The organism is Gordonia otitidis NBRC 100426 (assembly GCF_000248075.1).
GTDB lineage: Bacteria > Actinomycetota > Actinomycetes > Mycobacteriales > Mycobacteriaceae > Gordonia > Gordonia otitidis.
Map to the genome: position 1 here is coordinate 22483 of NZ_BAFB01000162.1, position 25800 is coordinate 48282.

Below are 25800 nucleotides of genomic sequence, written 5' to 3' on the forward strand. Positions count from 1 at the left end.
TGAGAACACGGCCCGGCGGCACGACACAGACCGGACGCAACCGGCCCGAGCCGCCAACAGTTCGCACACTTCGAGGAGCTTCGTGATGACCCAGACACCGACCCCCATCGACCAGGCCGACATCGCCGACCTGCGCGCCAGAATCCGCGGAGACGTTCTCCGCCCGAGCCAGGAGGGATACGCGACCGTCGGCTTCAATCCCGCGGTGTCGAGGCGTCCGTGGGCGGTCATCGACGCCGCCGACGCTCACGATGTGGCCGCTGCGGTGTCGTTCGCGGCAGACAACTCCATGACCGTCGCGGTTCACGCGACGGGACACGGGGCGACATCGGTCGACGGGAAGTCGCTGCTGGTTCGAACCGCGGCCCTCGACACCTGCGACGTCGATCCCGACACCCGCACTGCACGGATCGGAGCGGGCGTCCGGTGGCAGCGGGTCATCGACGCCGCCGCCCCGTACGGGCTTGCGCCGCTGTGTGGTTCGGCGCCCGGTGTCGGGGTCGCCGGGTTCCTCTCGGGCGGTGGCATCGGACCCCTGGTCCGCACGGTCGGGGTGTCTTCGGACTACGTGCGTGCCTTCGAGGTGGTCACCGGCGACGGACGCCTCCGTCGGGTCACTGCGGACGTGGATCCGGACCTGTTCTGGGGTCTGCGCGGCGGAAAAGCAACGCTCGGCATCATCACAGAGGTGGAGGTGGAACTGTTGCCCATTGCTCAGTTCTACGGTGGTGCAGTCTATTTCGACGGTGCCGATGCGTCGGCTGTTCTTGCGGCATGGAAGCGCTGGGCGCAGGAGCTGCCCCGTGAGGCGTCGACGTCGGTCGCTTTTCTCCGACTGCCGGACATGCCGGGGGTCCCGCCGATGCTCGCGGGAAAGCGCACCGTGGCCGTGCGCTATGCCAGCGTCGCCGACGTCGACACCGCAGCGGCCACGTTCGCCCCGATGCGCGCTGTCGCGACCCCCATTCTGGACATGGTGGACACGATGCCGTACGCGGCCGTCGGCATGATCCACGCCGACCCGACCGACCCGCTGCCGACGCACGACGACGGCATCTTGCTGTCGGATCTGACCGACGAGGCGGTGACCACGTTGCTCCGTCACGTAGGGCCCGCCGCGGCCTCGCCGCTGCTCGTCGTGGAGCTCCGGCTGCTCGGGGGTGCTTTCGCCGAGCAGCGCGGACCCGACAGCGCGGTCTGCCACCGCGACGCCGCCGTCAATCTGCACATCATCGGTGCGCTCGTCGGCCCCATCGCCGACATCGTGCCCGAACATGCGACGCGCCTGGTCGGCGACATGTCGGCGTGGGCGACGGGCGGACGGCTACCCAACTTCACCGCCAGTGCCGATCCACGGACTGTCCGCTCCTGCTACGACGAGGAGACAGCGGCCTGGCTCGCAGCGCTGGCCCGCCAGCACGATCCGTGCGAGGCGCTCGCGGTCGGCCAGGTGGTCCGCTGACACCGGCAGCGGAGCGAGCACGGCGGGTCGGGCACCGGATTGCTTCGTCACGGAATTGGTGACGGGTGATCACGCGTTTATCCTGGGGTGCGTATGTCCACGTCATCCCGCGCCCCGATCTACCTCGACAACGCCGCGACGACAGCTCTGCTGCCGGAGGCGCTCGAGGCGATGACCGCCTGCTACCTGCAGCCGGGTAATGCGTCGTCGCTACACGGCTCGGGCCGCCGCGCCCGGCGCCACCTCGAGGAGGCGCGTGAGACCGTCGCCGCGGCACTCGGAGCGCGCCCGTCAGAGGTGATCTTCACCAGCGGCGGAACCGAGGCCGACAACCTCGCTGTCAAGGGTATTTACCGAGCGCGGCGACGAGACGATGCCGAGCGTCGACGAGTCCTGGTGTCCGCAGTGGAGCATCACGCGGTGCTCGACGCCGCGCAGTGGCTCGCCGACCACGACGATGCCGAACTCGTGGTGATCCCGGTCGACGCCGACGGGACGGTCTCCGTGGCGCACATTCGCGCAGAACTCGAGCAGCATGCCGCGCAGACTGCGCTGATCTCGGTCATGTGGGCCAACAACGAAGTCGGAACGATCCAACCGATCGGTGAGATCGCAGCACTCGGCGCCGAGTTCGGCGTTCCCGTGCACTCCGATGCGGTGCAGGCGGCCGGTCACGTACCGGTCGACTTCACCGGTAGCGGGCTCTCCGCGATGAGTATCGCGGGACACAAGTTCGGCGGACCGTACGGATGCGGTGCCCTGCTCCTCGGCCGAGACGTCGACTGTGAGCCACTGCAGCACGGCGGCGGGCACGAACGGGATCTGCGGTCAGGGACCCAGGACGTGCCGGGGATCGTCGGGATGGCTGTCGCACTGCGCCTGTCCGTCGACGCGCTCGACGAGACGATGCCGCAGGTCGCGGCGATACGCGATCGTCTGTTCGACGTCTTGCTGTCGATCGACGGTGCCAGCGCCAACGGGCCGCGCGATCATCGTCGGCTACCCGGCAACGTGCACGTCTCCTTCGCGGGTTGCGAAGGAGACTCGCTTCTGATGTTGCTCGACGCCAATGGTGTCGAGTGTTCGACGGGCTCGGCGTGTACCGCCGGAGTCGCGCAGGCCAGCCACGTGTTGCTGGCCATGGGGGTGAGTATGGCCGACGCTCGGGGATCGCTGCGATTCTCGCTCGCCCATTCCACCACCGAGGCAGACATCGATGCGGTCGCGGAGATCATCGGCGAGGTCGTCGATCGTGCGCGGGTTGCAGGCCTGGTCTCCGCTCCCGCAGGCAGGGGGAACTGATGCGCGTACTGGCAGCCATGAGCGGAGGCGTCGACTCCGCGGTCGCAGCGGCGCGCGCCGTCGATGCAGGCCATGAGGTGGTCGGTGTGCATCTCGCACTCTCGACGGCTCCGGGTGCGCTGCGCACCGGATCGCGTGGGTGCTGCTCACGGGAGGACGCCGACGACGCGCGACGCGCCGCCGATGTGCTCGGTATCCCGTTCTACGTCTGGGATTTCGCGGACAAGTTCAAGGACGACGTCATCGACGAGTTCGTCGAGGCGTACGCGGCCGGGCAGACTCCGAATCCGTGCCTGACCTGCAACGAGAAGATCAAGTTCTCCGCCCTTGCAGAGAAGGCACTTGCGCTGGGATTCGACGCGCTCGCCACGGGCCACTATGCGCGTCTCGCCGACGGCGAGTTGCGGCGCGCTGTCGACGACGACAAGGACCAGTCGTATGTGCTGGCGGTGCTCACGCGGGAGCAACTGTCTCGCGCGATGTTCCCGGTCGGCGACACCTCGAAGCCACAGATCCGCGACGAGGCCGCTCGCCGCGGGCTGTCCGTGGCGTCGAAGCCCGATTCGCACGACATCTGCTTCATCCCCACCGGCGACACCCGCGCCTTCCTCGGCGCGCGTATCGGTGTGCGTCCCGGTGCCGTGGTCGACGCCGATTCCGGTGAGCGCCTCGCCGACCATGAGGGCGTCCACGGTTTCACCATCGGCCAGCGCAAGGGACTCGGTATCGACGCACCGGCGGCCGACGGTCGCCCGCGCTACGTCACCGACATCGACCCCGAGTCGGGCACCGTGACCGTCGGCTCCGCGGAGAATCTGCAGGTGTTCTCGATCAGCGCCACCAAGGCGGTGTGGACGTCCGGGCAGCAGCCGAGCGGTCCGCTCGAGTGTGTTGTGCAGGTGCGTGCACACGGAGGACTGGCGCGCGCGGTCGCGACCCCGACGACGCGTGCGGACGGTCAGCCCGGTATCGACATCGCACTACGCGAACCGCTGACCGGCGTCGCCCGTGGTCAGGCGGCGGTGCTCTATCTACCCGATACGGAGAGGGGCGACCTCGTCGTCGGCTCGGGACGCATCGTGGGAACCTCGCATGTACCCCGTGGCGACGAAGTCGCCGCGGGCGCACCGTCCGGCTCGCACTGATCGCCGGTGAGTCGATGACGTCGCTGCCGACCGGCACCGGTACCGGCGTCGGCTCCATGCCGGGAACCGACGCCCGCGAAGCCGCGGCAGTCGTGAACGGGGAACTCGATTTCACCCACCTCGCCGAGTTGCCGGCTCGAGGTGTGGGTGCCGACATGGTCGGGCGGATGGGCACACTGCTCGTCGACATGCCCATCGACGCCGGGCCGTGGGGTTACAGGTTGTCGGCGCGCCCGTCCGGAGTCACGCGTGCGGCGTCGGACTATCTGAGATTCGACCTCGATGCGATCGAGGAGCTCTGGGACGCAGCAGGTTTCATCGGTACCCGACGCCCGGTCAAGGTCGCGGTGTGCGGGCCGTTCACCTTCGCGGCGTCGGTAGAGCTACCGAACGGGCACAAGGTGGTACGCGATACCGGGGCGTGGCATGATGTCGTTGCGTCGACCGCCGAAGGCCTCAGCCAGCACGTCTCCGAGGTCACCCGACGGCTTGGTGCGGACGTGACCGTGCAACTCGACGAACCGCTGATCGGTGCCGTTCTCGACGGCACGGTGACCCCGCTGACGCGGCTTGACCCGATCCGTGCGATCCCCCTGCCCGAGGTCGCGAACGCGCTCGCGAGCATCGTCGAGCAGGTGGGGAGACCGGCGATCGTGCACAACTGCGGTGCGCCCCGCTGGGATCTCATCGGACGGTTACGTGGAGTAGCGCATTCGGTCGTGCTCGACCGCGCGGTCTCGAGTGGTCCGGATGTCCTCGACACCGCGACGCTCGACGGTATCGGCGATCTGATCGAGCGCGGCGATGCTCTCGTCGCAGGTGTGCTCTCCGCGCAGCGTGAGGATCGACGCGCTCGGGCGGAGACGGTCGCCACTGCGTTGGCCGCGCTGACGGATCGGATCGGGTTGGCTCGAAAAGTTCTGTCCGAGAACGTGATCGTGACGCCGACGTGCGGTCTTGCCGGTGCGACGCCGACGTGGGCGCGCACAGCGCTCGGCGTGTGTGCACGCGCGGGCGAATTGCTCGCCGAGGATCCGGAGGCGCTCTGACGGCGATCAGGCCGAGCGCTGTGCAACCGCGCTCGCCTGACCGCTGCCGAAGGTGACACCTTTGCGTTCGGAGCCCAGCGCAGTCAGCACGATCACCACGATCAGCACCGGCACGATGGTCACGGTCAGCGCGAACGGGTAACCGTGCGATGCCGCGAGCGTTTCCTGGATCGGGAGATTGAACGCGGCGAGACAGTTTCCGAGCTGGTAGGTCACTCCAGGATAGAAGCCACGTATCTCGTCGGGTGAGAGTTCTGTCAGATGTGCGGGGATGACCCCCCACGCGCCCTGAACCATCATCTGCATGAGAAACGACCCGAGAGCCAGGCTGCCCGCCGTCGTCGAATACGCGAACAGCGGCACAATCGGCAACGCCAGGAGCGCGCACGCGATGATGATCACCTTGCGGCCGTAGCGTTCCGACAACGCGCCCGCGATCAAACCCCCGATGATCGCGCCGACGTTGTAGATCACGGCGATCCATGTCGCCTCGCTCGCCGCAAGGCCGGCCCCGTCGTCGTCGGTCGCCTTGAGGAAGGTCGGGTAGACGTCCTGGGTGCCGTGACTCATCCAGTTGAAGGCCGTCATCAGGGCGATCAGGTAGATGAAGCGACGCCAGATCGCCGGGTTCGACCAGATCTGCCGCGCCGTGGTCTGGGTGAGCTTGATCCGCTCGCGTGATGCCTCCCACGCTGCGGATTCCTTGACGCGTGCCCTGATGAGCAGGGCGATGAGTGCCGGGATGATGGAGAGCGCGAACATCCAGCGCCAGTTCAGCCCCCACCAGGTGTTCAGCAGAAGGAATGCCAGAGCAGCGCAGAGGTATCCCATCGAGTAGCCGCTCTGCAGGAAACCGGAGAAGAATCCGCGGCGCGATTCGGGGATCTTCTCCATGGCCAGTGCTGCGCCGAGGCCTCACTCGCCGCCCATCCCGATCCCGTAGAGCATGCGTAGCACCATGAGGATCCAGAAGTTGGGCGCGAATGCGCACAGGAAGCCGATGAGGCTGTAGAACGCGACATTGGTCATCAGCGGTATGCGCCGACCGCGTTTGTCTGCCCAATACCCGAACAGGAAGGCGCCGACCGGGCGCATGATCAGGGTCATGGTGGTGATCAGCGCCATCCGCGCCAGCGGTACGTCGAAGTCCTTGGCGATGTCGGCGTAGATCAGCACGACGAGGAAATAGTCGAAGGCATCCATCGCCCAGCCGAGATAGGCCGCCGCGAAGGAGTTTCGTTGATCGGCGGTCAGCGGTTCGCGACGAGAGGTCGACGGTGCGCCCATGTCTTCACGCTAAACCCTTCGCCAGGCGAAAAGTGGCCGTTCCCAACGGAAGTCCGGTTTGTCCGAGAGTTCCGGATCAGGCGGTCGCGCTCAGCGTTCAGGCGGGGTCGTCGCCGAACGAAGACAGCTTCGCGAGGGACCGTTTCGGCGCAACCTGGCGGTAACTGGCGTCGAGGAGTTCGGCCACCTCGTCCCAGTCGGACCCGTCGTCGAGAAGCAGCCCCAGCCAGCCGTAGGGACCGAGATAGGCGGGGAGGTAGAAACGGGGATCGTCGAGCAGAGCCTCCCGCTCGGACGCGTCGGGGATGAACAACAGTGACTGATCGTGGCGCTCACCGCCCTTGACGCTGCCCCCGTAGTTTCCGAACATCTTTCCGCAGCGGAACGTCGGACGCCCGTGGGCGACGACCTCGCTGGTGTCGGGGAGTGCGAGCGCGATCGAGCGCACCCGGATGAGGACCGGGTCGGCGTCGTCGAACACGATCGGGTGCGGCATATGGGTGACGATAGGGCACCGACACCGACCGGGCGGGCGTGTCGGTGGGCTTCGCTAGGCTTTGAGAGTGGCACAAGACGTCGGAACCGCAGACTCCAACACCACGGACTCCAGCTCTGCGGACCCCACCACTGATCCCAGCGCTGACGTGCGTGAGCAGTGGTCGAAGCTCGCCGAGGAGATCCGCGACCACCAGTTCCGCTACTACGTCAAGGACGCGCCGATCATCTCTGACGGCGAGTTCGATCGCCTGCTGCGTCAGTTGCAAGAACTCGAGGATGACCACCCAGAACTCGCCACGCCCGATTCACCGACCAAACTCGTCGGCGGTGGCTTCTCGACAGCGTTCACTCCCGTCGACCACCTCGAACGAATGCTGTCGCTCGACAACGTCTTCGACGCCGACGAGATGCGGACATGGGTGTCACGCGTCGAGGACGAGGTCGGGGCAGGCACCGAGTACCTGTGCGAACTCAAGATCGACGGTGTGGCGCTCGCGCTCGTCTACATCGACGGCGTCCTCGACCATGCGGTGACGCGCGGCGACGGGCGGACCGGTGAGGACGTCACCCTCAACGCGCGCACCATCGAAGACGTCCCGGGGCGCCTGACGTCCACCGACGACTACCCGATCCCGCACGTGCTCGAGGTCCGCGGCGAGGTGTTCTTCCGGGTCGAGGACTTCGAGGCGCTCAACGCCGCACTCGTCGAGGACGGCAAGGCCCCGTTCGCCAATCCGCGCAACTCGGCGGCGGGGTCGCTGCGACAGAAGAATCCGCAGATCACCAAGCAGCGCCGCCTGCGGATGATCTGTCACGGACTCGGCCACACCGAGGGATGGAAGCCCGCGTCGCTGCACGACGCCTATCTCGCGATCGGGGCATGGGGTCTGCCGGTATCCACGCACACCACCAAGGTCTCTGGTGCCGACGCCATTCTCGACCGCATCGCCTACTGGGGCGAACACCGCCACGACGTCGAGCACGAGATCGACGGAATCGTCGTGAAGGTCGACGATTTCGCCAAGCAGCGCCGCCTGGGCTCCACCTCGAGGGCGCCGAGGTGGGCCATCGCCTACAAATACCCTCCGGAAGAAGCGACCACAAAGCTGCTCGACATCAAGGTGGGCGTCGGGAGGACCGGACGTGTCACCCCCTTCGCATTCATGGAACCGGTGCTGGTCGCTGGTTCGACGGTGTCACGGGCGACGCTGCACAACGAGTCGGAGGTACGCCGCAAAGGCGTGCTGATCGGCGACACCGTCACGATCCGCAAGGCAGGAGACGTGATTCCCGAGGTGCTCGGCCCCGTGGTCGAGATGCGTGACGGCAGCGAGCGCGAGTTCGTCATGCCCGACCGGTGCCCTGAGTGCGGCACGCCGCTGCGTCCGGAGAAGGACAGTGATGCCGACATCCGCTGTCCCAACGCCGAAACCTGCCCGGCGCAGCTGCGCGAACGGCTGTTCCACCTGGCGGGGCGCAGCGCACTGGACATCGAGGCTCTCGGTTACAAGGGTGCGTCCTCGCTGCTGGCCGCCGGAGTCATCACCAATGAGGGCGACCTGTTCTCGCTCGACGAGGATGACCTCCGGAAGACGGATCTGTTCACCACCCAGGACGGCGAACTGTCACAGAACGGCAGAGCGTTACTCGCCAATCTGGAGAACGCGAAGCACGCACCGCTGTGGCGGGTCCTGGTCGGGTTGTCGATCCGACACGTCGGCCCGCCGACCGCTCGCTCTCTCGCAACCGAATTCGGCTCACTGCAGGCAATCGAGGACGCGAGCCCGGAACAGCTGGCCGACGTCGACGGCGTCGGCGCGACACTCGCGCAGAGCATTCACGACTGGTTCGCCGTCGACTGGCATCGCGAGATCATCGAGAAGTGGCGTGCCGCGGGGGTGTCCATGGAGGACGAGCGTGACGAGTCGATCGTGCGCACGCTCGAGGGCAAGACCGTCGTGGTGACCGGTTCGCTGCAGAACTACTCGCGCGACGGGGCGAAAGAAGCCATTCTGGCGCGCGGCGGCAAGGCGTCGGGCTCGGTGTCGAAGAAGACCGACTACGTCGTCGTCGGGGACTCCCCGGGGAGCAAGGCGGCGAAGGCCGAGCAACTCGGTGTGCCGGTGCTCGACGAGGACGAGTTCACACATCTCCTGGAGACGGGGGAGCCCCCAGCGCGTGCTGCCGAATCGTCTACCCCGAGTGCTGAGGAATCGAGCTGAGCACGGTGTCGCGGAACTCGGATACCGTGTGCGGCAACCACAGAGCCTGAACCGGGGTCAGCGGCGGACTGTCGAAGTCCCGCACGACGATGCGGCCGCCGTGCGTCGTTCCCGGCGGGTCGGTGACGAATGCGACGGCATCGTCGTCGACGAGGACCGCGGTCGCCGGTGGCGCCCCCTGGATACGACACACGCGCAGGCGCGGCTCGACGCCGCCGCGTCGGAGATGGGCGACGAGAAAGTCCGTATAGAACGAGCGTCGCTCCGGCGCCCAGACGACGATCGGCACATCTGCGAGGTCGCGAACCCGAATCGGGTCGTGGTCGGCGATGCGATGGTGGGCGGGGATGGCCAACCGCAACGGGTGATAGGTGACGATCGACGACGTCAGTTGTGGCGGCGGCTCCACGCCACGTCGGAGTACGAGGTCGAGTTCGCCGGCGAGAAGGCCGTCCTTGAAGTGTCGGGGAAACGTCTGGACGAAGGTCACCGAGACGTCGGGGCGCAGTTGGAGCGCGGGTTCGACGAGCGAGAACGCTTCGTCACTCGACAGTGCGGGCGAGTGCCCGATGACGAACGCCTGCGCGGTGCCTGCGGCACGTCGTTGAACCGACCGCGCCAGCTCGCGCGCGCCCGCGAGGAGAGGTAGCGCTCCCTCCAGCAGGGCTTCGCCTGCGCTCGTCAATACGAGTCTGCGGCCGGAGCGGTCGAAGAGCGGCACACCGACCTCGCGCTCGAGCTGTCGCAACGCAGTCGAGAGCGCTTGTTGTGTGAGGAACATCTGTTCCGCGGCAGCAGAGAGTGTGCCCGCCTGGGCCACAGCGACGAACTGCTCCAGGCGTCGGGTGTCGAGTGCTGGCGAGTCTCCGGCATCCTTCATACACAAATCCTACTTGAGAAACATACATTTGGTTTCGATTGAATTTGATTGTTGGTGTTCCTAACGTCGACGGTGTTCGTCCGAGACCGACCGTGCGCGGCGCTGGCGGCCCGGGCGTCAGACGCAGGCAGGGATACGAAAAAGGACAGGGAGCCACATGACTCAGACACAGGATCTGTCAGCGACCACCACCCGCAAGCTCGACGGCAAGAGTGCTGTCGTTGCGGCAGGTGCCAAAAATCTCGGTGGACTCGTCTCGCGCGACCTCGCTGCGCTCGGTGCGAACGTCGCAGTCCACTACAACAGCGACTCGAGCCGATCCGATGCCGAGAAGACCGCTGCCGCGGTGGAGGAGCAGGGCGGCAAGGCTGTCATCGTGCAGGGCGATCTCACCGTGCCGGACAACGTGTCGGCGCTCTTCGACGCGGCTGTCGACGCGTTCGGTGGCGTCGACATCGCGGTGAACACCGTCGGCAGGGTACTACGCAAGCCGATCGTGGAAACCACTGAAGCGGAATACGATTCGATGTTCGACATCAATGCCAAGGCTGCCTACTTCTTCATTCAGCAGGCCGGCAAGCGGCTGAACGACAACGGTACGGTCATCAGCATCGTGACCTCGCTGCTTGCGGCCTACACCGACGGTTACTCGACATATGCGGGCGGAAAGGCTCCGGTCGAACACTTCACGCGGGCAGCGTCCAAGGAGTTCGCCGATCGCGGAATCTCGGTGAACAGCATCGGACCGGGGCCGATGGACACACCGTTCTTCTACCCGCAGGAGACCCCCGAGCGCGTCGAATTCCACAAGTCGCAGGCCATGGGAAACCGGCTGACCGACATAGATGACATCGCACCGATCGTGACCTTCCTTGCGACAGAAGGACATTGGATCACCGGTCAGACGATCTTCGCCAACGGTGGATACACAACGCGGTGAAGCGGATCATCGTGAAGTAAGCACACCGCCAACCCGAAAGACATGAGGAGTTCACATGACCACGTCACTACCCGCTCCGGTCGCGGCCTCCATCGACGCGACGAATGCCGGTGACTTGCAGGCATTTCTCGACGTCTTCACACCCGACGGTGCCGTCGACGACTGGGGTCGCGTCTTCACCGGACCTGCCGAGATCGCCGGATGGAGCGACAACGAGTTCATCGGCAAGAACGTGACGCTCGCGGTCACCGAGGCGACGACGACCGGCGCCGACACGGTCGTCATCGCAACGGTCGGCGGCGACGGCTTCAACGGACCGTCGACGTTCACCTACACCGTCAGCGGAGACAAGTTGTCGCGCATGACGATTCGCGAGTAACTAAGTCACTCATTCCGCGGTGGCCGTCTCGAAGGCGGCCATCGCGGCGTCGTCGAACAGGACGAAACGGATGGTGGTGACCGCGGTGTCGGCGTCGCGGACGGTCCTCACCGCGATGCGGGCGCCGTCGTCCATGGGCCAGCCGTAGATGCCCGTCGAGATGGCGGGGAAGGCCACACTGTCCGCGCCGAGTCCGTCTGCGACACGGAGTGATTCGCGGTAACAGGAGGCGAGGAGCTCTGATCGGTCGGTCGACCTCGAATACACCGGTCCGACCGTGTGTATCACCCACTGCGCGTCGAGGGCGCCCGCGGTCGTCGACACCGCGGCACCGGTGGGCAGGCCGTCGGCATAGCGAGTGGCGCGCAGCTCCCGGCACTCGGCAAGGATCGCCGGCCCACCCCTGCGGTGAATCGCGCCGTCGACACCCCCGCCGCCGAGAAGTGACGAATTCGCCGCGTTGACGATGGCGTCGACGCGCTGCGCGGTGATGTCACCGCGTACGAGCTCGATACAGGCCATGCCTGCACGCTACGCCGGTATGCCCTGCGCGCACAGAGTCCTGCGCATACTCCGCATATCCGTTGCGGCGCAGGGAGTCTCGATGTAGCTCTAGGATTCTGCGCGGAGCACGGTGCTCACAATGCCCGAGAGATAGCCCAGCCGCGCGATCTCCGACGGTCGGAAGTCCGGGCCGCCGATCCGGCCGAGCAGCACAGCCTTCCGGCCGTCGCCGAGGGGCGCTGCGGCCAACCGCGTGTCCATGTCCTGCCACGCACCCGGTACCCAGTCGGCATCCGGAGCGAACTGAGCGGCCTCCTGCAGCGGCAACCAGTCGGCGCTGGTCAGCGGCGTCTCGGGCGCACCAGAACTTCCGTAGAGCTGCAGCACCCCGCTCGCCGCCCGCGTGACGACCATCGCCCACGACACCCGCAGCACGCGCGGCGCGTTGTCGACGAGTACCTGGAGCCGGTCGTGGTCGGCGGTCGCCACCTGGTCGACGAGTTCGAGTTCGCGGTGGGTGTCGAGCAATCCGCTGTAGGGGCGGATGGAGTCGACGCGCACGCCCGTCACCTTTTCGGCGGCGGTGATGAGTGCGTCGGGGAGCGATCCGGGCGCGGTGTCGACCACGAGGTCGTCGACCGCATAACCGTCACCGCGTTCGACGACTTCGAGGGACAGGATGTCGGCGCCCACGGACCCGAGCTGCACGGCGAGCAGTCCGAGGCTGCCGGGGCGGTCCTCGAGGTACACGCGCAGCAGGTAAGACACGTGCGACATTGTCGCACCGTGACAGCGGGCGTGCTCGGATGGCACCGGCCGCGCACTGGATCCACGATGGAGTACATGGTTTCCGCCCCTGATCACACGCACGACGACGAGCCTGCGACCCACGTCACCACATCGGTCGCCCGGCGCATCGAATCCGGCCGTGAGCACGACTTCGTCACCTGGACAGACGCGGGTATCGCGTTGGCCCGTACGTTTCCCGGATTTCTCGGTGGTGGCTGGCTGCGCTCGAGCACCAAACCCGACGAGTACTACGTCGTGTACCGCTTCGTCGACGACGCCGCGCTCGACGATTGGAACTCGTCACCGGTGCGCAGGGCATGGCTGTCCCGTGGTGAGGGCGTGGCCGTCGATTACGCGACTCATCGGCTCTCCGGCATCGAGGGGTGGTTCGAGCCGCAGTCGACCCTCACGAACGCGGTCCGGGTGATGGGTGCCCCACCGCCGCGATGGAAGCAGGCGATCACCATCTGGCTCGGCTTCTTTCCGCTGTCGTTGCTGATCAACTTCCTGGTGATCCCGCATCTCGGTGCTCTGCCGCTGGTGGTGAAGACCCTGATCGCCACACTCATCAACACGCCGATCATGGTCTATCTCGTGCTGCCGTGGATCACGCAACGACTCAAGCGGTGGCTCCACTGAGGAACGCGCGGTGGCAGTCGCCTAGTCTTGATGGGGTTGCCGGTGGGCGCTCGGACGAGCAACCGCACCCGCAGGTGAGGAAGGACGTGATCTCTTCAAATGTCTGACGGATCTGGGTCACAGGACGCAGGGTCGGCCATCTCGCGCGAACAGGTCGCGCACCTGGCGCGGCTGTCACGGCTGGCGTTGAGCGACGACGAGCTCGATCTCTATGCGCAGCAGCTCGATTCGATCCTGACGCATGTCGCGCAGGTCTCCGAGGTCGCAGCAGACGACGTCCCGCCGACCGCACATCCCGCCGCTCTGGCCAATGTCCTGCGTGAGGACGTGGTCAAGCCCGGCCTGACCACCGAGCAGGCGCTCTCCGGTGCGCCTGCCGTCGAGCAGGACCGATTCGCCGTCCCGCAGATCCTCGGGGAGGAACAGTGAGTACCCAGACACCTGCCACCCGAGCGGCGGGCGACATCACAGGACTGTCGGCCGCGGAACTCGGCGAGAAGATCGCCGCACGCGAACTGTCGTCAGTCGAGGTCACCCAGGCGCACCTCGACCGTATCGCCGAGATCGACGATCAACTCGGCGCATTTCTCCACGTCAGCGGGTCCGAGGCGCTCGTCGCCGCGAAAGCCGCCGACGACGCGGTCGCCGCGGGCGAGGCGTCGTCACCGTTGACGGGAGTCCCGTTGGCGCTCAAGGACGTGTTCACCACGACCGACGCGCCGACCACCTGCGGGTCCAAGATCCTGGAGGGTTGGGTACCCCCGTACGACGCGACGGTCACCGCGCGGCTTCGCGCCGCGGGCATTCCGATTCTCGGTAAGACCAACATGGACGAGTTCGCCATGGGCAGTTCCACCGAGAACTCCGCCTATCAGGTGACGCGCAACCCCTGGGACACCTCGCGCATCCCGGGAGGTTCAGGCGGTGGCAGCGCCGCAGCGCTCGCGTCGTACCAGGCGCCGCTGGCCATCGGCACCGACACCGGCGGCTCGATCCGCCAGCCTGCCGCAGTCACCGCGACAGTGGGCGTCAAGCCGACCTACGGCACGGTGTCCCGATACGGACTCGTCGCCTGCGCGTCGTCGCTGGATCAGGGCGGCCCGTGCGGTCGAACCGTGCTCGACACCGCGCTGCTGCACGAGGTGATCGCCGGCCACGATCCGCGCGATTCCACCTCGATCGACGTCGCGGTCCCCGATGTCGTCGGCGCTGCCCGTGCGGGAGCGTCCGGAGACCTGTCCGGTGTGCGCGTCGGCGTCGTGACCGAACTGCAGGGTGCGGGCTACCAGCCGGGCGTCCTGGAGTCATTCGAGCGGGCCGTTGCAACTCTGACCGACCGCGGCGCCGAAGTGGTGGAGGTGTCGTGCCCGCACTTCACCTATGCGCTCGGCGCCTACTACCTGATCCTGCCGAGTGAGGTGTCGTCAAACCTCGCCCGCTTCGACGGGATGCGGTACGGGCTGCGCGTCGGTGACGACGGCAAGCACAGCGCAGAAGAAGTGATGGCGTTGACGCGCGAGGCCGGATTCGGTCCAGAAGTCAAGCGACGCATCATGATCGGTACCTACGCACTGTCATCGGGTTACTACGATGCCTACTATGGTCAGGCCCAGAAGGTGCGCACGCTGATCGCCCGCGACTTCACCGCCGCCTTCGAGAACGTCGACGTCCTCGTGTCTCCCACGACGCCGACCACGGCATTCCCCATCGGTGACAAGGTCGACGACCCGCTGAGCATGTACCTGTTCGACCTGTGCACACTTCCGGTCAACCTCGCGGGTGTGGGGGCGATGTCGGTGCCGTCCGGACTGTCGGGTGACGACGGGCTGCCGGTCGGGTTGCAGATCATGGCTCCGGCACTCGCCGATGACCGGCTCTATCGCGTGGGCGCGGCGTACGAGGCGGCGCGCGGCCCGATCGTCTGATCGAGACGGCACACGACCGAGTGGTGACGGCGTGACGATGGCCCGGGGACGGTGACGATTCAGCGATGTTGCACCTGCGCGTCGTGTCGCCGACCGCGCTGACCGATGAGGTCGAGGCGATCATCGCGAACGAACCGACGGCGATCGGCCTCGTTGTGCTGCGCGGGGTCGCGACGCGACCGGCCGGCGACGTCGTCGAGGCCGACATCCCGCGTGAGGTGGCCAACGACCTCGTCGACCGTCTTCGCGCGACGGGTGTGCATCACGACGGCACGATTCACATCGACACGGTCGCCACATGGCTGTCGCGGTCGGGCTTCGATGCCGAGCTCGAGGCTCCCGGCAGCAGCGCCGACGCGGTGGTCTGGTCGGAGGTCGCCCAGCGCTCGTACGACGAGTCGGAGCTGAACTGGACCTACCTCACGTTCATGACGCTCGCGACAGTGCTCGCGGCGATCGCGATCGTCCTCGACTCCCAGATCCTCGTCATCGGGGCGATGGTTCTCGGTCCCGAGTTCGGACCTGTGGCGGCTCTGGGGGTTGCGCTCGTGCTGCGACGCTGGGTGCTGCTCGCCCTCGCGACGCGGACGTTGATCCTTGGTTTCGTGGCGGCGATCGCGATCACGGCCGTTCTTGCGCTGGTCGTGCGACTGCTCGGGTGGGTCACGGTTGACGAACTACGCTCGCCGCATCCGAATGTGGCGTTCATCGCGAGCCCCGACCGGTGGTCGTTCATCGTCGCACTCGTCGCCGGAGCGGCGGGCGTCATCTCCGTCACCTCGTCGAAACTGGGTGGACTGACGGGTGTGTTCATCTCCGTGACCACGGTCCCCGCGGCAGGAAACATCGCTCTGGGCACGGCGTTCGGGCTCAGCGCCACGGTGTGGGGCAGTGCCGAGCAACTCGTCGTGAATCTCATCGGTATGGCCCTCGCCGGATGGCTGACCCTGCTGTTCCAACAGGCGGTGTGGTCACGGATACGCATTCGGCGGGCGCATTCGCTGCTGAGGCGTCGACGTCGCATGATGTGAGGTCGGCAGGCGCTCGCCTGGGAACCGGAGGAACCTGATCGGTGCCGCGGTAGCGGTGGCCGACCCCGACGGGGCCGTCGAGCGATCCGAGCAGGTCTGCGGAGGTCTGGACGAATGTGACCAGCGGCAGCCACGGGAGATGCCGGGTCTGCCTACCGACGGTGACAGTGTCGGCTGGTCGATCAGCAGCGCGCCAGCTGACCGCAGGCGACCAGACGGTCACCGGATCGGTCGCGTTGGCGACCACGGTGCGTGACGATCCGTGTGCATGCGTGGCGATTGTGTCTGCCGGAACGCCGGAGAGCACCGTCGCCCAGACCATGCCGGGTCGGTGTTCGTCGGCCCAGACCCGCGCAGCCTCGGCTCCGATCGCTCCGAGGCTCTGGCCGTACAGGACGATGCGCGGACGACGGTGTGCCGGAACGGTCTCGAGAGTGGTGGTCAGCGCCGACAGCAGGGTGACGGATGCGCGGCCTGCCGCGTCGCGAGCGGTGACGAATGCACGCCACGACGCGACCGAGGCGTAGCGGGGCGAGATCGTGTGCATGCGCCCGATGCGATCAGCGATCGCATCGACGGCCCCGGTGTCCACCCACCCCGACCCCGTCGGAACCGCCACCAGCACGGCGTCGTCGTCGAGGCCGCCCTCGTCGACCCAGCGCTCGACGAGTGCACGTGCATCGCGGTCGTTCGTGATCTGCTCCTGCAGCGTCGCTGACGATCCCGATGCCGACGCCTGTCCCGTCGTCGGGGTGAGCAGACCGACCACGACCGCAGCGATCCCTGCGACGGCAACCGCAGTCTGCCGGGGGAGCCACACGATCGCCGCGACCACCACGGTCGTCGGGACGACGAGAGCGACGATCCACTCGATACCGACTCTGTCGTAGCCGAGCTCGGCGCGAATACCGTTCTGCCACCACATGTTCGCCGCAGCGCCGAACACGAGAACACTTCCGGCGGTCACCGTCGGCCACCAGCGGGCGGCGAACGGTGGGCGGCGCCGATATGCCGTCCAGACCATCGTGCACGTCACGGTGAGCACAGCGCAGACGGACACCACCGTGCCCGCGAGCCAGGGCGTCCGGGGCAGAGGTGAGGGCCAGAGTCCGACCACCGTTGCGATCACCACCGCGCAGGCGACGGCCGGATGGAGGGGGCCGACGGCAGATCCGGTCCGGCGGCCGGCGGCGAGGGTGGGTGCATCGCAGTCGTTGCGGGCGGCGAGGTCGTTCATCGTGCAGCTACTGCGGGTTGTGCGTCAGACGAACTCTGAGCTGCGCCGTGCGTGTTCCCGTGGTTCTCGTCGGTCCCGTGGTTCTCGTCGGCTCGGTGGTCGTCGTGGATGAGGTGGCGAACCGCCGACGCGGCTGCGGTCAGGGGCGTGAGGCGGTCGCGTGGGGGACCATCGCCCTCGTTCCACGTGTTCACCGCGAGTCCGACCCGTGCGAGCTCCGCCGCGGCATCGCAGATCGGATCGTCACAGGTGTCGTGCATGCGCGTCACCAGCATCGTGTCGAGGCCGAGGCGGGCCCACGCGCCGAGCGGATGACCTGTGCGAGCCGAATAGCGCAACACGTCGTAGCCGAAATCATGTGTGCGACAGAAAGGTTCGAACTTGTCGGGCAGCGGTATCGGTGACGAGCAGTCGCCGTCGGGATTGCTCGCGGTGCCTCCTTCGATGACAGGGCGGTAACCCATGGTCGACTCGAAGCCGGGTGGGAGCGCTGCCAACGCCCGGGCGCCGTTCCCGTCGAGTACGTGCCTGATGACCTCGGCTGACGCGGGGTCCTCGCCGATCCCCGCCGGCTGTCCACGGTGTGACGTGGCGCTGTCGCGCGTCGAGCTGATCGTCGTCGAGTGTGCGGCAGCATGGCCCGCGGGCAGGATCGGGAGCGCAGCGACGATGACCACAGCACAGAGCAGGGTCACCCATGGCCATCGGCGATGTCTGCGAACAGGGTGGGCGTGTGGGCGGCTAGCTGTCATGCGATCGACGCTAGGAATACAGGGCACTGCACCACATCGGTCGCGAGTGGGGTTACGACACAGCACATTCGCGTCGTTCAGGGGGTCGTACCTCCAACCAGAGAGCGAGTTCGATCTCCCTCTCGGGTATGAGGACATGTCGGAATCGCTCGCATACGGTGGACGGCGAGGTGATCAGATGTTCCAACGCGTACGGACCTGGATGTGCAGGGCCGGTGCCGCCTTCGTCGACGAGGTGCGTGCCATTCCTGCGCTGTCGGATCCTGATCTGCGACGCTACTTCGCGTCCCGCATGAATCTGTTCTTCCTGCTGTTCGCGATCGTGCTGTTCGCCGTGGCGTGGCCGACGTCGAGTCTGACCCACGACATCCCGGCGTACGCGATGCCGGCCACGGCGGCCGCCATCGCCTGGCCGGTTGCACTCGGGTGGTCGGCTCCCGTTGTCGGATGGGTTGTTTCGCTCATCGCCGCGATGGTGATCGGTGCGGTTGTCCCGACAGCACACGGCTGGCAGTGGTCGATCCAGGTGACGCACATCATCGCGTTGCTAGGGCTCTCGTTCATGGCCGCCGTGCGAAGTCCGCTGCGATGGTTACCGGTGATCTGGCTGGCGTCGACACTTGTCGTGGTGAATGCGGCGCCAGAGCCATATCGGCCCGGGTGGATCTTCGGGCTGACCTTCGGTGCGATCGTGATCGCGCTGCTGCGCGGCCTCCTGGCGTCACGTGTGCAGCTCGCCCAGCGCACACAGGAGACCAGAGCCGCGGAGTCCGAGACCGCGGTACTGCAGGAGCGCGCACGCATCGCCCGCGACCTGCACGACGTCGTCGCGCACAGAATGTCGATGGTGGTGGTGATGGCCCAGACGGCGCGGTATCGACTCCCCGATGTCGGCGACGATGTCGCAGCCGAATTCGACGCGATCGCGACCGCTGCGCGTACCTCGCTCGACGAGGTACGGCAGCTGCTGGGTGTGCTGCGCGAGTCCGACGGTGGAACCAGGACCACACCGAATCCCGGACTCGAACACATCGAATCGTTGGTCGAGGCGACACGTCGGGCGGGAGCCGATGTGCGGTTGCACAACAGCGCGTCGGCGGTCGACGTCGGCGAGGCGTCGGGTCTCGCGGTCTACCGGATCGTCCAGGAGTCGCTGGCCAACGCGACCCGGCACGCACCTGGCGCACCCGTCGACATCTGGCTCCGTGACGGGGCTGTCGGTCAGCTCGAACTCGCGGTGGTCAACGGGATCGGCACTGAGCCCCCACTGGGTTTGGCGGGCAACGGCGCGGGGATACCCGGCATGGTCGACCGGGCGCGCAGTGTCGGCGGTGCGCTCGTCACGAGTCACACACCCGACGGTGGATTCGCCGTGCGCGCGTGGCTTCCCGCCGCGTTCGCATCCGCCGACACCGCCCTGTACCGGTCCGGGGGCGAGCTGATCGCGCCGCCATCAGAGGAGCGCAAGCCCGCGATCGGGTCGTCGGGCGCCGAACGGTAGCGTGCACCCAATGCCGATCACGCTTGTCATCGTCGACGACCAGGCGATGGTCCGACAGGGCTTCTCGGCGTTGCTCGCCGCGCAACCCGATTTCTCGGTGCTCGGCGACGCCGCGGACGGTGCCGAGGCCGTCGAACTGTGCGCGCGGGTGACTCCCGACGTCGTGCTCATGGACGTTCGGATGCCGAAGCGGGACGGACTGTGGGCAGCGAAAAGGATTCTCGCCGGTCGACCCAAGGGACAGAGGAACACCGAATCCGATGCGGGCGCGGGTAACCCGGCCAACGGCGCAGCGGGGGATACGCGAGTCCTGATGCTGACCACCTTCGACATCGACGACTATGTCTACGAGGCGCTGCGCATCGGGGCGTCGGGCTTTCTGCTCAAGGATGCGCCCGCCGACGAACTCGTCCGGGCGGTACGCGTCGTCGCCGCGGGTGAGGCGTTGCTCGCGCCGTCGATCACCCGACGACTCATCGCGGAGGTGACCGCTCGACGCGAGCGCCGGGCCACCTCCTCCGAGCTCGGCTCGCTCACACCGCGCGAGCGTGAGGTGCTCGAGCTCGTGGCGGAGGGAAAGTCCAACGCCGAGATCGCCGCCGCCCTGTTCGTCACCGAGCAGACGGTCAAGACGCACGTCAGCGGACTGCTCGGGAAACTCGGGTTGCGTGATCGCGCTCAAGCGGTCGTCTACGCCTACGAGAACGGCGTGAAGTGATGCGGCTCGTCGGAGGTGCCGGCATTCGTCGTCGTCCGGCGCGGTGCACCGCGGCCCACTAGATTGGACAGCGTCAACCCGGACGGCGGAAGGCAAGAAGACACATGGCGAAGAGATACGGCATCCTCACCTCCGGAGGCGATTGCCCGGGTCTCAATGCGGTGATCCGTGGCGCGGTCCTCAAGGGCGAAACTGTGTACGGGCAGGAGTTCGTCGGCTTCCGTGACGGGTGGTACGGGCTGGTGTACGGCGACATCATCGAGCTCTCTCGCACACGCGTCCGCGGCCTGAGCCACGAGGGCGGAACGATCCTCGGTACCAGTCGGTTCGGTCCGTATTCCGAACCCGACGGCGGCGCAGAGAACATCAAGAAGGTACTCAAGAATCTCGAGATCGACGGTGTCATCGCGATCGGTGGCGACGGCACCGCTGCCGCCTCGCAGCGCCTCTACGAGGACGGCATCAACATCGTCGGTGTCCCCAAGACGATCGACAACGACATCGCCGCGACCGATTACACGTTCGGCTTCAACACCGCTGTCGAGATCGCCACGGAATCCATCGATCGTCTGCGCACCACGGGCAACTCGCACAAGCGCTGCATGGTGCTCGAGGTGATGGGCCGTCACGCGGGCTGGATCGCGTTGCATTCGGGCATCGCGGGTGGTGCGCACGCGATCCTGATTCCCGAGCACCCCGAGAGCCTGAATCAGATCTGCGCGTGGGTCACGAGCGTCAAGAATCGCGGCCGCTCGCCGATGGTCGTCGTTGCGGAGGGCTTCAAACTGCCCGATATGGAGACCGCGCACTCGACCAAAGGACTCGACGGATTCAACCGTCCCCGACTCGGCGGCATCGCCGAGGTCCTCGCACCGATGATCGAGGAACGCACCGGAATCGAGACTCGCGCGACCGTCCTCGGTCACGTGCAACGCGGCGGCGTTCCGACCGCTTTCGACCGGGTACTGGCCACCAGACTCGGTATGGCCACCACCGACCTCGTCGCCGACAAGGGTTGGGGGCAGATGGTCGTGCTGCGTGGGACGGAGATCGAACGCACCACGTTCGACGAAGCTCTGGCCAACCACAAGCAGGTGCCCGCCGCGCAGTATCAGGAGATGCGGGTCATCTTCGGCTGACGACCCGACCGACCCGGCGATGCGCGCACGCATAAACTGGGTGCCATGACTGCCGCGACCGCCGAACTGATGGACTACGACCAGGTCATCGACGAGTTCGATCCCGTTCTGGGGCTCGAGGTGCACGTCGAGCTCGGCACCGACACCAAGATGTTCTGTGCGTGTCCGACCACATTCGGTGCAGATCCCAACACCCAGGTGTGCTCGGTGTGTATCGGACTGCCGGGGTCGTTGCCGGTGGCCAACGCCAAGGCCATCGAGTACGCGATCCGTATCGGCCTGGCGCTGAACTGCTCGATCCGACCGTCGAGCACGTTCGCACGCAAGAACTACTTCTATCCGGACCAGCCCAAGAACTACCAGATCTCCCAGTACGACGATCCGATCGCCTACGACGGTCATCTCGACGTGGTGCTCTCCGACGGCACGACCTGGCGGGTGGAGATCGAGCGTGCGCACATGGAGGAGGACACGGGCAAGTCGCTGCACGTCGGTGGTGACGGCCGAATCCACGGCGCCGACCACTCGCTCCTCGACTACAACCGCGCAGGTGTACCGCTCGTCGAGATCGTGACCAAGCCCGTCACCGGCGCGGGTGCGCGAGCTCCGGAGGTTGCGCGCGCCTACGTATCGGCATTGCGTGACCTGCTCAAGTCTCTCGACGTCTCCGACGTCCGGATGGACCAGGGCTCACTGCGCTGCGATGCCAACGTCTCGTTGATGCGCAAGGATGCCACCGAGTTCGGCACGCGCACCGAGACGAAGAACGTCAACTCACTCAAGAGCGTCGAGGTCGCGGTCTCCTACGAGATGCGCAGGCAGGCAGCGGTTCTCGAATCCGGTGGCGAGGTGGTGCAGGAGACCCGCCACTTCCACGAGGCGGACGGCACCACGTCAGCGGGGCGTCGTAAGGAGACCGCCGAGGACTACCGCTACTTCCCCGAGCCGGATCTTCCTCCCGTGCAACCTGATTCGGCGTGGGTGGCCGAGATCGCCAGTACGTTGCCCGAGTTGCCGTGGGTACGCCGCGCCCGGATCCAGGCCGAATGGGGCGTCTCCGACGAGGTCATGCGTGATCTGGTCAACGTCGGCGCTGTCGACCTCATCATCGCGACCGTCGACGCCGGGGCGGCACCGGAGGCCGCCCGCGGCTGGTGGGTGTCGTTCCTCGCTCAGCAGGCGAACAGCCGCGAGGTCGAGTTGGTCGATCTGTCGATCTCGCCCGCCCAGGTCGCCACGATCATCGGGTTGGTCGACGAGGGAAAACTGACGACGAAGCTCGCACAGCAGGTGGCTGTCGCTGTTCTCGACGGTGAGGGCGAGCCCGCGCAGATCGTCGCCGACCGCGGACTCGAGGTGGTGCGCGACGACTCGGCGCTGCAGAAGGCGGTCGACGAGGCGCTGGCGGCCAACCCCGACATCGCCGACAAGATCCGGGGCGGCAAGGTGGCTGCCGCCGGAAAGATCGTCGGCGACGTGATGAAGGCGACGCGCGGTCAGGCCGACCCGGCGCGCGTCAAGGAACTGGTCATCGCCGCCTGCTCCTGACCACCAGATGCCCCGAGGGTCTGCACCCTGCGCATTGACACGTCGTGACCGCGTGTCACACTCCCTGTCAGGCCCTGTTCTCCGACGACGCGGGTGGGATGAAACGCACCACACGGTCGTCGGTGCCGACCGGGTTACCAGAGGCCTTGTTCACGGTGGCGAACAGCATGGCACCGCTCGTGGAGCTGACGATCCTGCCCAGTGCGCCATAGCGCTTTTCCAGCACGACGGTCGGCGGGGTGATGGTCGGCTTGTCGCGGGTCGGTTCGGTGAGGGCGAGGATCTGCTGCGTGCGGGTGGTCGTCACGAAGATCTGCCCGGATGACACCGCGCAGCCGGCGACCTCGGGACGGTCGGGCCACGTCCACAGCACCTTCGGCGCTCCCGATCCGACGGCCTGAAGCCGATCCTCGGTCTGGGTGCGGTCGGTGACGTAGACCGAACCGGTGTCGTTGTGGCACAGCGCCACGTTCGAGCCGAAACCAGCGGCGAGAATCTTCGGTGGGGGGTTGGCGCCCGACCCGAACGACGTCACGGACAGCAGTTTTCCCGCGAGTGACGTGGGGTTGGCTGCCGATGCCGGATCACCGGCGTCGCCGGTGGCGACAAGCAGTTCGGTGGGGGACCTGAAATACAGTGCTCCCATGTTTCCCGTGGCGCCCTTGGGAATGCCGGTGAGAATGGGTTTGGCGACGTCTCCGGGAGCGATGCGGACGACGCGGTTGTCCGACGCCGTGGTGACGAGCGCGTAGATGAGGCGGTCCTGGCTGTAGGTGGGCGACAAGGCGAAGTCGACGAGACCGCCGTCGCCCGAACCGTCGACGTCGAACGAGGCGATCGCCCGCTGTGGTCCGTAACGCTTGGCCGTGATCAGCTTCCCCGTGGTTCGCTCGGCGACGACGGTGGTGGTCGCCTGGTCGTCGCCCGGCATGAGGCCACCGGTGGAAGCGAGGCACGTCGCGATGACCTGCGGGTCGGGATCGACGCACGGGCCGGTCGGCGGAGGCCCCGGATTCTGTGGTGCGCTCGGCTCGGGTGAGGGGGTCTTCTGCTTCTGTTCGAACGAATCGTTGTTGGCCGAGAACTGCCCAGCGGCCTGGTCGCGGTCCTGCGAGGAGAAATCGGCGCAACCGGTGAGCGCGGCAAACAGGACGAATGTGGCCGCGAGCAGCGCCCACCAATGCATCCGTCGACTGCCGGCGGTGTCCGGCCGCCGACCACCGGCCGTCCGGTGCTGCTCGCTCCGCCCCTCACGCATGCACACCACAGTAGGCGATGCCCGACGACTCACCGCGCGCTGTTCGGGGGTGGTCCAGAGGTGACGATCTACAGTCGAGAGTGTGACGCAACGAGACGACCGAAGTTCTGCCGAAGGCGTCTCAGAGCCGACGGCCACCTCGCCGGGCTCCGACGGTCCAGGCTCTGACACCGCGGGCTGGGAGGGCGTGCCGACAGGCAACGCCGAGACCGGCAGCACCGATCCCTACGACGCGTCCGCCGGCGAATCGGCAAGTCCCTACGACGAGACCACAGGACGCATCCCTGTGCAGCGCCGCCCGTCGTCCGACCGGGATGCGTTCTACGACAAGCACTCTCGTCGAATGACCCGCGTCGACGAGCTTGATGATCTCGACCCGGACGACGTGGAGACGCGTCGATTCCCGTCCACCCCGAACCCTCCGGCCGCGTCGTCGTCGCAACCTGCGGCACCGCAACCCGCGGCACCATCGAGCTCATCGGCAGGGACAGTGGGTGACACCGGACACCGACGTCGCCTCAGGCCCGCACCACAACGTGTGGAGGGTTCCGGTGTCGCCGGAGACCAGCAGGCGCGGACCACTCCGCAGCGGGTCGTCGAACCCGGTGCCCCCGTGGCCTCCGAGCGTCACGACACGGCGATCATCGAGACCGGGCGTGGCGACGCTGTTGACGACGGCGATGTCGGCACCTCGAGCGCGACGCCGAGCGCGGCCCTCGTGGACGGCCCGTCGTCGGCGACAGCAGGCGAGACGACAGCAGGCGAGACGACAGCAGGCGAGACGACAGCAGACGATCAGCACGCCACCGGTGTCGCACAGGCGCCCCGTGTTCGCCGCGGAACGCTCGATCTCGGTCTGCTACTCCTGCGTGTGGCTGTCGGAGCCGTCGTCATGGCACACGGTTTGTCGCACCTGTTCGGCTGGTGGAACGGCACAGGACTCGACGGTTTCCAGAACGAGCTGCTCAATACGTCCAACCCTGCGATCGGTTTCGCAGCCGATGCGGCCAAGCCGCTGGCCGCGGGTATCGCGCTCGCCGAGACCATCGGCGGCCTGATGGTGATCGTGGGGCTGCTGACGCCCATCGGCGCGTCGGCGATACTCGCGGTGATGTTGCTCGCAGCGGCGTTCAAGACGACCACGAGCGGAGGATTAGAGTTCTTCGCGAGCGCGAACGGCGTCGAATTCGAGCTGATGATGGCCGCTGCGGCCGCTGCACTCGTCCTGACCGGTCCCGGCCTCTACTCGCTGGACTATCCGCGAGGGTGGGCCCGACGACCGTTCGTGGGATCGGTCCTCTGGCTGGTGATCGGTGTCGCCGTCGCGTGCGTGATCTGGATTTTCTGCAACGGCACCGACCCGTTCAGCTCACCGGGCAACCCCCGGTAGTGCGGACTCGACCGGCGATTTCGGCCGGTCGAGTCCGAACGACGATCAGTCGACCTTGCGGACGGCGCCCTGATCGGCGGACGTCGCGAGCTTCGCGTAGGCGCGTAGTGCGGTCGAGACCTTGCGGTCGCGGTCCCTGGGCTGCCATGGGCGCTCAGAGGCCTCCATCTTCGCGCGGCGCTCGGCGAGTACATCGTCGTCGACG

23 protein-coding genes and 1 pseudogene are annotated in these 25800 nt (G+C 66.9%); 16 read left to right on the forward strand and 8 right to left on the reverse strand.

Features of this window, described 5'->3' with window-relative positions; translation table 11 throughout:
• The first annotated feature begins 85 nt into the window (after positions 1-85).
• From GOOTI_RS15950 to GOOTI_RS15965, 4 genes are all read left to right on the forward strand, one after another.
• Positions 86-1462 carry an FAD-binding oxidoreductase gene (locus tag GOOTI_RS15950; RefSeq protein WP_007239640.1) on the forward strand — a complete coding sequence of 459 codons (1377 nt, stop codon included), beginning with the start codon at positions 86-88 and terminating at the stop codon, positions 1460-1462.
• A gap of 93 nt (positions 1463-1555) precedes the next feature.
• Positions 1556-2764: a cysteine desulfurase family protein gene (locus GOOTI_RS15955; RefSeq protein ID WP_007239641.1), complete on the forward strand. Its 1209-nt coding sequence runs from the start codon at positions 1556-1558 to the stop codon at positions 2762-2764.
• Complete coding sequence (gene mnmA / locus GOOTI_RS15960; protein WP_007239642.1) at positions 2764-3909, forward strand: tRNA 2-thiouridine(34) synthase MnmA; 1146 nt, start codon at positions 2764-2766, stop codon at positions 3907-3909. Before GOOTI_RS15955 ends, mnmA begins: the two co-directional genes overlap by 1 nt.
• A gap of 14 nt (positions 3910-3923) precedes the next feature.
• Entirely contained in the window at positions 3924-4958 is a 1035-nt protein-coding gene (locus GOOTI_RS15965) for a uroporphyrinogen decarboxylase/cobalamine-independent methonine synthase family protein (RefSeq protein WP_007239643.1), read from the forward strand.
• 6 nt (positions 4959-4964) lie between these two features.
• On the opposite strand, the pseudogene GOOTI_RS15970 reads toward GOOTI_RS15965, so the two are convergent.
• Together GOOTI_RS15970 and GOOTI_RS15975 are read right to left on the reverse strand one after the other, a co-directional pair.
• Positions 4965-6245: pseudogene (locus tag GOOTI_RS15970) on the reverse strand (MFS transporter).
• Between the two features lie 97 nt (positions 6246-6342).
• A complete protein-coding gene (locus GOOTI_RS15975) occupies positions 6343-6741 on the reverse strand; it encodes an MmcQ/YjbR family DNA-binding protein (protein WP_007239646.1) in 399 nt (132 codons plus the stop codon).
• A gap of 67 nt (positions 6742-6808) precedes the next feature.
• On the opposite strand from GOOTI_RS15975, the gene ligA reads away from it, so the two are divergent.
• Entirely contained in the window at positions 6809-8965 is a 2157-nt protein-coding gene (gene ligA / locus GOOTI_RS15980; RefSeq protein ID WP_007239647.1) for an NAD-dependent DNA ligase LigA, read from the forward strand.
• On the opposite strand, the gene GOOTI_RS15985 is transcribed toward ligA, so the two are convergent.
• On the reverse strand, positions 8937-9845 hold the full coding sequence (locus GOOTI_RS15985; protein ID WP_007239648.1) for a LysR family transcriptional regulator: 909 nt from the start codon (positions 9843-9845) through the stop codon (positions 8937-8939). The two genes, ligA and GOOTI_RS15985, sit on opposite strands and share 29 nt — an antisense overlap.
• A 157-nt stretch (positions 9846-10002) precedes the next feature.
• Between GOOTI_RS15985 and GOOTI_RS15990 the strand changes: the two genes are divergently transcribed.
• Positions 10003-10785, forward strand: a complete 783-nt coding sequence (locus GOOTI_RS15990; RefSeq protein WP_007239649.1) for an SDR family oxidoreductase — start codon at positions 10003-10005, stop codon at positions 10783-10785.
• 55 nt (positions 10786-10840) lie between these two features.
• Positions 10841-11164, forward strand: coding sequence for a nuclear transport factor 2 family protein (locus tag GOOTI_RS15995; RefSeq protein ID WP_007239650.1), 324 nt, complete (start codon positions 10841-10843; stop codon positions 11162-11164).
• A gap of 9 nt (positions 11165-11173) precedes the next feature.
• Here GOOTI_RS15995 and GOOTI_RS16000 read toward each other — a convergent pair whose 3' ends face one another.
• Together GOOTI_RS16000 and GOOTI_RS16005 are read right to left on the reverse strand one after the other, a co-directional pair.
• Complete coding sequence (locus GOOTI_RS16000; RefSeq protein WP_007239651.1) at positions 11174-11686, reverse strand: O-acetyl-ADP-ribose deacetylase; 513 nt, start codon at positions 11684-11686, stop codon at positions 11174-11176.
• Between the two features lie 90 nt (positions 11687-11776).
• Positions 11777-12445 (reverse strand): ACT domain-containing protein, encoded by a 669-nt coding sequence (locus GOOTI_RS16005; RefSeq protein WP_007239652.1) that lies wholly within the window; start codon positions 12443-12445, stop codon positions 11777-11779.
• Between the two features lie 57 nt (positions 12446-12502).
• On the opposite strand from GOOTI_RS16005, the gene GOOTI_RS16010 reads away from it, so the two are divergent.
• The 4 genes from GOOTI_RS16010 to GOOTI_RS16025 all read left to right on the forward strand — a co-directional run bounded on the left by GOOTI_RS16010 (position 12503) and on the right by GOOTI_RS16025 (position 16052).
• Positions 12503-13096, forward strand: a complete 594-nt coding sequence (locus tag GOOTI_RS16010; protein ID WP_007239653.1) for an antibiotic biosynthesis monooxygenase — start codon at positions 12503-12505, stop codon at positions 13094-13096.
• A gap of 99 nt (positions 13097-13195) precedes the next feature.
• Complete coding sequence (gene gatC / locus GOOTI_RS16015) at positions 13196-13525, forward strand: Asp-tRNA(Asn)/Glu-tRNA(Gln) amidotransferase subunit GatC (protein ID WP_007239654.1); 330 nt, start codon at positions 13196-13198, stop codon at positions 13523-13525.
• On the forward strand, positions 13522-15021 hold the full coding sequence (gene gatA, locus GOOTI_RS16020) for an Asp-tRNA(Asn)/Glu-tRNA(Gln) amidotransferase subunit GatA (protein WP_007239655.1): 1500 nt from the start codon (positions 13522-13524) through the stop codon (positions 15019-15021). The genes gatC and gatA overlap by 4 nt, the downstream gene beginning before the upstream one ends.
• Before the next feature lie 65 nt (positions 15022-15086).
• A complete protein-coding gene (locus GOOTI_RS16025; RefSeq protein ID WP_007239656.1) occupies positions 15087-16052 on the forward strand; it encodes a DUF389 domain-containing protein in 966 nt (321 codons plus the stop codon).
• On the opposite strand, the gene GOOTI_RS16030 is transcribed toward GOOTI_RS16025, so the two are convergent.
• Together GOOTI_RS16030 and GOOTI_RS26415 are read right to left on the reverse strand one after the other, a co-directional pair.
• Positions 15937-17289 (reverse strand): alpha/beta-hydrolase family protein, encoded by a 1353-nt coding sequence (locus GOOTI_RS16030; RefSeq protein WP_007239657.1) that lies wholly within the window; start codon positions 17287-17289, stop codon positions 15937-15939. The two genes, GOOTI_RS16025 and GOOTI_RS16030, sit on opposite strands and share 116 nt — an antisense overlap.
• The gene (locus GOOTI_RS26415; RefSeq protein ID WP_174299149.1) at positions 17286-18041 is read right to left on the reverse strand and encodes a hypothetical protein; all 756 of its coding nucleotides are present in this window, start codon (positions 18039-18041) and stop codon (positions 17286-17288) included. The genes GOOTI_RS16030 and GOOTI_RS26415 overlap by 4 nt, the downstream gene beginning before the upstream one ends.
• A gap of 178 nt (positions 18042-18219) precedes the next feature.
• Here GOOTI_RS26415 and GOOTI_RS16040 point away from each other — a divergent pair, with 178 nt between their 5' ends.
• The 4 genes from GOOTI_RS16040 (at position 18220) to gatB (ending at position 22947) form a co-directional block, all read left to right on the forward strand.
• Complete coding sequence (locus tag GOOTI_RS16040) at positions 18220-19542, forward strand: sensor histidine kinase (RefSeq protein ID WP_083835937.1); 1323 nt, start codon at positions 18220-18222, stop codon at positions 19540-19542.
• A gap of 10 nt (positions 19543-19552) precedes the next feature.
• The gene (locus GOOTI_RS16045; RefSeq protein ID WP_007239660.1) at positions 19553-20260 is read left to right on the forward strand and encodes a response regulator; all 708 of its coding nucleotides are present in this window, start codon (positions 19553-19555) and stop codon (positions 20258-20260) included.
• A 104-nt stretch (positions 20261-20364) separates the two neighbouring features.
• Positions 20365-21399 carry an ATP-dependent 6-phosphofructokinase gene (locus GOOTI_RS16050; protein ID WP_007239661.1) on the forward strand — a complete coding sequence of 345 codons (1035 nt, stop codon included), beginning with the start codon at positions 20365-20367 and terminating at the stop codon, positions 21397-21399.
• A gap of 45 nt (positions 21400-21444) precedes the next feature.
• Positions 21445-22947: an Asp-tRNA(Asn)/Glu-tRNA(Gln) amidotransferase subunit GatB gene (gene gatB, locus GOOTI_RS16055; RefSeq protein ID WP_007239662.1), complete on the forward strand. Its 1503-nt coding sequence runs from the start codon at positions 21445-21447 to the stop codon at positions 22945-22947.
• Positions 22948-23014: 67 nt separating this feature from the next.
• Here gatB and GOOTI_RS16060 read toward each other — a convergent pair whose 3' ends face one another.
• The gene (locus GOOTI_RS16060) at positions 23015-24133 is read right to left on the reverse strand and encodes a PQQ-dependent sugar dehydrogenase (protein WP_039994223.1); all 1119 of its coding nucleotides are present in this window, start codon (positions 24131-24133) and stop codon (positions 23015-23017) included.
• 259 nt (positions 24134-24392) lie between these two features.
• Between GOOTI_RS16060 and GOOTI_RS16065 the strand changes: the two genes are divergently transcribed.
• Complete coding sequence (locus GOOTI_RS16065; RefSeq protein WP_007239664.1) at positions 24393-25595, forward strand: DoxX family protein; 1203 nt, start codon at positions 24393-24395, stop codon at positions 25593-25595.
• Positions 25596-25800: the final 205 nt, after the last annotated feature.